The sequence below is a fragment of the Streptomyces sp. NRRL WC-3742 genome (genome assembly GCF_000720635.1).
Classification (GTDB): domain Bacteria; phylum Actinomycetota; class Actinomycetes; order Streptomycetales; family Streptomycetaceae; genus Kitasatospora.
On the sequence record NZ_JOCF01000051.1, the window covers coordinates 53,386 to 60,513 of the forward strand.

Consider the following 7,128-nt stretch of genomic DNA (forward strand, 5'->3'; position numbering starts at 1 on the left):
CCTCACATCCGTTCGAAGGATCGGTAGCGCTCCCAGTCGGTCACCGTGCCGTCGTAGGCGGACTGTTCGACCCGGGCCATGTTCAGGTAGTGCTCGACCACGTCGTCGCCGAACGCCTCCCGGGCGAGCTCGCTCTCCGCCCACAGCGCGGACGCCTCGCGCAGCGAGCCGGGCACCCGGGCGTACTCGTCCACCGCGTAGGCGTTGCCCAGGCAGGGCGCGGGCAGGTCCAGCTTGCGCTGCAGGCCGTGCAGGCCCGCGGCGACCATCCCGGCCACGGCCAGGTACGGGTTGACGTCGCCGCCGGGCACCCGGTTCTCCATCCGCAGGCCCGGGCCGTGGCCGACCACCCGGTAGGCGCAGGTGCGGTTGTCGCGGCCCCAGGCGACGGCCGTCGGGGCGAAGGAGCCGGGGCGGTAGCGCTTGTAGGAGTTGATGTTCGGCGCGTACAGCAGGCTGAACTCCCGCAGGGCGACGAGCTGTCCGGCGAGGAAGTGCCGCATGGTGTCGGTCATCCGGCCGTCGCGGTCGGCGAAGGCGGGCGCGCCGACGGCGTCGCGCAGCGAGAGGTGGATGTGGCAGCTGTTGCCCTCGCGCTCGTCGTACTTGGCCATGAAGGTGAGGGCGCAGCCGAGTTGGGCGGCGATCTCCTTGGCGCCGGTCTTGTAGACGCTGTGCTGGTCGCAGGTGGTGAGCGCGTCGGCGTAGCGGAAGGCGATCTCGTGCTGGCCGAGGTTGCACTCGCCCTTGGCGGACTCGACGACCAGCCCGGCGCCGGCCATGTCGTTGCGGATGCGGGAGAGCAGCGGCTCGATGCGGGCGGTGCCGAGCATCGAGTAGTCGACGTTGTAGAGGTTCGCCGGGGTCAGGCCGCGGTAGCCGCCCAGCCAGGCGGACTCGTAGGTGTCGCGGAAGACCAGGAACTCCAGCTCGGTGCCGACGTCCGCCGCGAGGCCGTGCTCGGCGAGGCGGGCGATCTGGCGGCGCAGCAGCTGGCGCGGGGCCGCGTCCACCGGGTGGCCGCCGTGGCGGGCCAGGTCGGCGGTGACCTGGGCGGTGCCCGGCTGCCAAGGGGTCAGCCGCAGGGTGGCGAGGTCCGGGCGCATCGCGAAGTCGCCGTAGCCGGTGGCCCAGGAGGAGAAGGCGTAGCCGTCCACGGTGTTGAGGTCCACGTCCACCGCGAGCAGGTAGTCGCAGGCTTCGGCGCCGTTGACGAGGACCTCGTCGAGGAAGAACCGGGCGGCGAAGCGCTTGCCCTGCAGGCGGCCCTGCATGTCGGTGAAGGCCAGCGCGACCGTGTGCACCTCGCCGGCGTCCACCAGGGTGCGCAACTCGTCCACGGTCAGAGGCGCGCGGGGCCGGGCGGCCGCGGCGGCGGGTTCGGACATGGCGGGACCATCCTCATCGATCACTCTTCGAGATCAAGCGGTCACACGGAACCGTACGGCCTGGGGCTCTCGGGGCGGAAGAGGGCGGACGGGTGTGGCGCGCTTTCGGGTTCCCGGCCGGACGGCGGCCGCGTGGCGGACGGGGGTCCGGGGGTCGCGGGTGCAGAATGCGCGCCATGGATCGCAGGCCATTGATCGGCGTCAGCACCTACCTGGTGGACGCGAGTTGGAGCAACTGGCGGGCGCGGCGGGTCGCCCTCGTGCCCGAGCGGTACACCGCGTACGTACGGGACTCGGGCGGGACCGCCGTGCTGCTGCCGCCCGACGCGTCGGAACGGGCGCCCGAGGTGCTCGCGCGGCTCGACGCGCTGGTGATCGCGGGCGGGCCGGACATCGACCCCGCGTACTACGGCGAGGAGCCGCACCCGGCCACCGAGGTGGACTCCCCCGAGCGGGACCGGTGGGAGGTCGCGCTGCTGCGGGCGGCGTTGGCGTCGGGGATGCCGCTGCTGGGGATCTGCCGGGGGATGCAGGTGCTCAACGTGGTCTGCGGCGGGACGCTGGTGCAGCACCTGCCCGATGTGGTGGGCGTGGACGTGCACACGGGCTCGCCGGGGAAGTACGGGACGCACCTGGTGCGGCCGGTGCCGGGAACGCTGCTCGGGGGGCTGCTGCCGGAGAGCGAGGTGGAGGTGCCGACGTACCACCACCAGGCGGTGGGGCGGGTCGGCGAGGGCCTGCGGGTGTCGGCGCACGCGCCGGACGGGACGGTGGAGGCGATCGAGGGGCCGGGGTTCACCCTGGGCGTGCAGTGGCACCCGGAGCAGGGGGACGACCTGCGGGTGATGCAGGCGTTGGTGCGGGCCGCCACTGCGGTGACGGTGGGGTGAACTGACCGTCGGGGAACGGGAGTCGGTTCGGGAGCCCCCGTTCCCCGTGCCCCCGCGCCCCTGGGGCACGGGGGCACGGGGGCGTCAAGTGGTCGCCGGGGCGGGGTGCGGGATGCGGTCGGCGGCGGCGAGGAGGGTCGGGAGCATGCGGGCGGCGTGGGTGGCGTAGCCGTGGGGGGAGGGGTGGATGCCGTCGGGGCCGAGGAGGTGGGGGGCCCGGTCGCGGAACTCGGGGCCCGAGGTGGGGGCGAGGTGGGCGCCGAGGCGGTCGGCGGTGCGGGTGTGGCGGCGGGCGAGGCGGCGGGAGCGGTGGTGGCCGATCCAGCGGGCGGGGGCGCGGAAGCCGGGGCCGTAGCCGGGGTTGGGGCAGGGCACGACGACCAGTTGCCAGCCGGACTCCCTCAACGCCTGGGCGAGGTGGGCGTGTTGGCGGGCGGCGCGGCCCAGCGGGGCGGGGATCAGGACGTCGTTGCCGCCGACGAGGAGCACGGCGATGCCCGGCCGCAGCCGGGCCGCGCGGTGCACCTGGCGGCCCACGGCGGCGGTCGTGGCGCCGACCCTGGCGTGGACGCGCAGGTCGACGGGCCGGCCGGTGCCCTCCGCGAGGCCCTGGGCGAGCAGGGCGCCGAGGGTCTGGTCGGGGCGCTGGGCGCCGTAGCCCTGGGCGAGGGAGTCGCCGAGCATCAGCAGGGTCAACGGCCCGTCGCCGCACCCGTACCGGCCGTCCGCGACGGGCACGGTCCAGTCGCGGGGCGGGCGGTGGGCCAGGAGGTGCATGTACATCCGGGCGAGCCGGAGGGCGAGGCGGCGCATGGCGGGGGCTCCGGAATCAGGCGGGTCGGGCGGGTCGGGCGGATTGGGAGGGGTCGGGGGAATCGGGCCGCTCAGGCAGGTCGGGCGAGTCGGGCGGCTCAGGCGGTGAGGACGACGGCGGCGCTGTGGCCGCCGAAGCCGCTGGAGACGGTGAGGGCGGCGGGCATCTCGAGGCGGCGCGGGGCCTTGACGACCACGTCGAGGTCGATCGCGTCGTCGAGCCGGTCGAGGTTGGCGGTGGGCGGGATCAGCCGGTGGCGCAGGGTGAGGGCGGTGATCGCCGCCTCGATCGCGCCGGCCGCGCCCATGCAGTGCCCGATGACGCTCTTGTTGGCGGTGACCGGCGGCGGCCGGTGGAAGACGCTGCGCAGGGCGGCCGCCTCGGCGGGGTCGTTGAGGGCCGTGCCGGTGCCGTGGGCGTTGACGTGTCCGATCTCGTGCGGGGCGAGCCCGGCGTCGGCGAGGGCGGCGCGGACGGCCCGGGCGAGGCCCTCGCCGGCCGGGTCGGGGGCGGTGGGGTGGTGGGCGTCGGCGGCGGCGCCGTGCCCGGCGAGGTGGGCGTAGGGGCGGGCGCCCCTCGCCCGGGCGTGCTCGGGGCGTTCGAGGACGAGGACGCCCGCGCCCTCGCCGAGGACGAAGCCGTCGCGGTCGGCGTCGAACGGACGGGAGGCAGCCTCGGGGTCGTGCCGGCGGCGGGAGAGCGCGCCGAGGCGGTCGAAGGCGACGGCGGTCATCGGGGTGCGCGGGCTGTCGGTGCCGCCGGCGAGGACGAGATCGCAGGTGCCGGCCCTGACCAGGTCGGCGGCGAGGGCGAGGGCGCTGGTGCCGGAGGCGCAGGCGGTGCTGACGACGAAGGCCGGGCCCCGGGCGCCGAGGTCGAGGCTGACCTCGCCGGCGGCCATGTTGGGGATGGAGCGCGGCAGCATCAGCGGGGAGACGCGGTCGGCGCGGCCCTCGGCGAGGCGGGCGTACTCGGCCGCGTACGTGTGGACGCTGTTGGCGCTGACGCCGAGCACGACGCCGACCCGGGTGCCGTCCCACTCCCCCGGGTCGAGCCCGGCGTCGGCGACGGCCTGCCGGGCGGCGGCCACCGCCATCCGGCAGAAGGGGTCGAGCCGGCGGGCGAGCCGCCCGCCGAGGAGGGCGGGGGCGTCGAAGTCGGTGACCGGGCAGGAGAAGTCGACGGCCAGGCCCGCGAGTTCGGGGTCGCGCCGGGCGGTGGGGCGGGCGTCGAGGAAGTGGTCCCAGACGGCTCCGGCGCCGCAACCGGCCGGGGTGACCAGGCCCAGGCCCGTGACGGCGACCGCGCGCGGGCTCAACTGACGCTCTCCGCCGCGAGGTTGGTGCCCGCGAGGTTGGCGTCCGCAAGGCTGGCGTCCGCGTGGGCGGCGAGTTCGCCGAGGGTGCGGTCGGGGGTGATGTCGGCGACGGTGACGCCGAGTCGCTCCTCGACGACCAGGGACAGCTCGACCAGGGCGAGGCTGTCCAGGGCGAGCGAGGCGAGGGTGGCCTCGGGGGTGACGAGCGCGGGCGAGACCTCGAACTCGTCGACGAGGCAGGAGTGGATGGTCTCGTAGGCGGCGGCCATGGCGAACTGTCCTTTCAGCGGGGCTGGTTGGGGAGGTGGAGGACGACGGCGAGGACTCGGCCCGGCAGCGCGAGCCAGGCGAGGACGGCGGCGAGGGAGGCGGCCGTCGCGCCCACGGCGGACGCGTCGGCGAGCCCGTCGAGGAAGGCGTCGGCGAACGCGGCCCGGTCCGCCGGAGCGGCGCGGTCGAGGGAGGTGGCGAGGACGGAGCCGAGCACCGCCACGCCGATGGTCGAACCGACCTGCCGGGTGGCGTCGTTGAGCGCCGAACCGACACCGGCGACGCCGATCGGCACGGCGCTCATCACCACCTCGGTGGCGACGGGCGCCAGCAGTCCGGCCCCGAGCCCGGCCAGCGCCTCGAAGAACAGCACCGCTCCGTCGCCCGACCCGGTGGGCAGCCCGGCGAGTTGGAGGAACCCGGCGGCGATGAGCACCAGCCCGCCGGCGCACGGCGTCCGGGCACCGAAGCGCCGGGCCAGCACCGGCCCGAGGACGGCTCCGAGGGCGAGCGACAGGGACAGCGGCACCATCCGCTGCCCGGCCTGCCAGGCGCTCAGGCCGCGGACCTGCTGGAGGTAGAGGGTGAGCAGGAACATCGCGCCGAACATCGCGAAGGACATCAGGGCGAGCACGGTCACGGCCGGCCAGACCGGCCCGCTGCGCAGCAGCCGAACCGGCACCATCGGTGCGGCGCAGCGCAGTTGGCGCCGGACGAAGCCGGTCAGCAGCGCGGCGGCGAGAGCGAACGCGGCGAGGACCGGGGGGCTCGCCCAGCCCCGGCCCGGGGCCTCGATGACGCCCCAGACCAGCGCGAGCAGCCCCGCGCAGGACAGCAGCGCGCCCGGCCCGTCCAGGGGCCTCGCCTCGGGGGCACGGGACTCGGGGACGGCGAGCAGCGCGGCCAGGGCGATCACCGCGATCACGGGGACGTTCAGCCAGAACGCCGAGCGCCAGCCGTACCGGTCGACGAGCAGCCCGCCCGCGACCGGGCCGAACACCGCGCCGACCCCGGCGACGGCCGCCCAGAGGCCGATCGCCCGCCTGCGGGCGGCCGGTTCGCGCAGCACGTGCACGATGGTGGAGAGGGTGGCGGGCATGAACAGGGCGGCGCCCAGGCCCATCCCGCAGCGGGCGGCGACCAGCGCGCCCGCGCCTGCGGCCAGCGCCCCGGCGGCGGAGGCGGCCCCGCACAGGGCGAGGCCCGCGAGGAAGGCCCGCCGCCGCCCGTACCGGTCGCCGAGCGCGCCGCCGGCGAGCACGCAGCCGCCGAGGGCGAGGGCGTAGCCGTCGACGATCCACTGGGTCTCGGCGAGGGTGGGGCCGAGGTCGGCTCGCAGGCCCGGGACGGCGACGTTGAGGACGGTGAAGTCCAGGCCGAGCAGGAACAGGGCGGCGCAGACCACCGCCACGGCCGCCCAGGCGCGCCTGTCGTCGGCCTGATGGTCCCTGGGCAGGTCCTTGGGTAGGTCCCCGGGTAGGTCCCTGGGCAGATCCTTGGGCATGTCCCGGGCCTCAGACGGGCAGCCGCAGCGGTTCGTCCCGCCGCCGCAGGCCGATCCGGTACAGGGTGACGGCGCCGCGCAGGAACGTCACCTCGCTGGCGCGCAGGTAGCGGCGGTACCGCCGGTAGCCCTCCGGGCCGATCAGCCGCTCGGCCTCGGCGCGGGCCCTGAGCAGCCGGGCCGACCAGGCGGCGAGGGTGCGGGCGTAGTCCTCGGCCGAGGCGGTGAGAGCGACCACCGAGAAGTACGGGTCGCAGGCGGTGGCGATCTCGCTGAGCCGGGGCAGCCTGGCGCCGGGGAAGACGTCGGAGCCGACGAACTCGCCGATCGGGCCGGCGCCGTCGGCCACGCCGTCGTAGGCGATGGTCTGCAGGGACATCCGGCCGCCGGGGCGCAGCCAGCCGTGGCAGGACTCGAAGTGGCGGGCGTAGACGGCGAGGCGCTCGGCGCGGGTCATGCCGGCGGTGGCGAAGTGCTCGAAGGAGCCCATGCCGACGATCGCGTCGTACGGCCGCTCGGGGCGGTGGTCCTCCCAGCTCTCCAGGCGGGGCTCGGCGCCGGGGAGGGCGCGGGCGGCGAGGAACGCGTACTGGGCGGGCGAGACGGTCAGGCCGGTGGCGGTGGCGACGCGGTCGTCGCGGCTCGCGTGCTCCAGCATGGCGCCCCAGCCGCAGCCGACGTCCAGCAGCCGCAGGCCGTCCCCGGGACGGGCGTCCTTGGCGCCGACCAGGTCGAGGTGGTGGTCGAGCTTGGCGCGCTGGGCGCGGGGCAGGGCGGTGGCGTCGGGCTCCTCGCGCGGGACGCCGTCCCACTTTCCGGCGGTGTAGGCGAGGGTCTCGTCGAGCCAGAGGGCGTAGAACTCGTTGCCGAGGTCGTAGTGGAAGGCGATGTCGTCGGCGGGGGTGCCGGCGGTGGTGATGGCGGGGGCGGGGGCGGTGGTGATG

Annotated in this window: 7 protein-coding genes; 1 reads left to right on the plus strand and 6 read right to left on the minus strand. The window is 76.0% G+C overall.

Translation table 11 applies throughout. The features are described from left to right. Positions 1 to 2: 2 nt before the first annotated feature. Positions 3 to 1,388, minus strand: coding sequence for a glutamine synthetase family protein (locus IH61_RS0126275; RefSeq protein WP_051837999.1), 1,386 nt, complete (start codon positions 1,386 to 1,388; stop codon positions 3 to 5). 176 nt (positions 1,389 to 1,564) lie between these two features. Here IH61_RS0126275 and IH61_RS0126280 point away from each other — a divergent pair, with 176 nt between their 5' ends. Next, the gene (locus IH61_RS0126280) at positions 1,565 to 2,278 is read left to right on the plus strand and encodes a gamma-glutamyl-gamma-aminobutyrate hydrolase family protein (protein ID WP_031074092.1); all 714 of its coding nucleotides are present in this window, start codon (positions 1,565 to 1,567) and stop codon (positions 2,276 to 2,278) included. An 84-nt stretch (positions 2,279 to 2,362) separates the two neighbouring features. On the opposite strand, the gene IH61_RS0126285 is transcribed toward IH61_RS0126280, so the two are convergent. From IH61_RS0126285 to IH61_RS0126305, 5 genes are all read right to left on the minus strand, one after another. Next, entirely contained in the window at positions 2,363 to 3,091 is a 729-nt protein-coding gene (locus IH61_RS0126285) for an SGNH/GDSL hydrolase family protein (protein WP_051838001.1), read from the minus strand. Positions 3,092 to 3,189: 98 nt separating this feature from the next. Then, entirely contained in the window at positions 3,190 to 4,410 is a 1,221-nt protein-coding gene (locus IH61_RS0126290; RefSeq protein WP_031074096.1) for a beta-ketoacyl-[acyl-carrier-protein] synthase family protein, read from the minus strand. Continuing rightward, positions 4,407 to 4,679, minus strand: coding sequence for an acyl carrier protein (locus tag IH61_RS0126295; RefSeq protein ID WP_051838003.1), 273 nt, complete (start codon positions 4,677 to 4,679; stop codon positions 4,407 to 4,409). Before IH61_RS0126295 ends, IH61_RS0126290 begins: the two co-directional genes overlap by 4 nt. A 14-nt stretch (positions 4,680 to 4,693) precedes the next feature. After that, a complete protein-coding gene (locus IH61_RS0126300; protein ID WP_051838007.1) occupies positions 4,694 to 6,184 on the minus strand; it encodes an MFS transporter in 1,491 nt (496 codons plus the stop codon). A 10-nt stretch (positions 6,185 to 6,194) separates the two neighbouring features. Then, positions 6,195 to 7,128, minus strand: a 934-nt coding sequence (locus IH61_RS0126305) for a class I SAM-dependent methyltransferase (RefSeq protein WP_051838008.1), incomplete at its 5' end; no start/stop codon positions are given.

What these genes read in the sequence shown, in the direction of transcription:
- IH61_RS0126300 (WP_051838007.1), bottom strand. Translation starts at nt 6,184, where the DNA reads ATGCCCAAGGATCTGCCCAGGGACCTACCCGGGGACCTACCCAAGGAC.
- IH61_RS0126275 (WP_051837999.1), bottom strand. Translation starts at nt 1,388, where the DNA reads ATGTCCGAACCCGCCGCCGCGGCCGCCCGGCCCCGCGCGCCTCTGACC.
- IH61_RS0126295 (WP_051838003.1), bottom strand. Translation starts at nt 4,679, where the DNA reads ATGGCCGCCGCCTACGAGACCATCCACTCCTGCCTCGTCGACGAGTTC.
- IH61_RS0126280 (WP_031074092.1), top strand. Translation starts at nt 1,565, where the DNA reads ATGGATCGCAGGCCATTGATCGGCGTCAGCACCTACCTGGTGGACGCG.
- IH61_RS0126285 (WP_051838001.1), bottom strand. Translation starts at nt 3,091, where the DNA reads ATGCGCCGCCTCGCCCTCCGGCTCGCCCGGATGTACATGCACCTCCTG.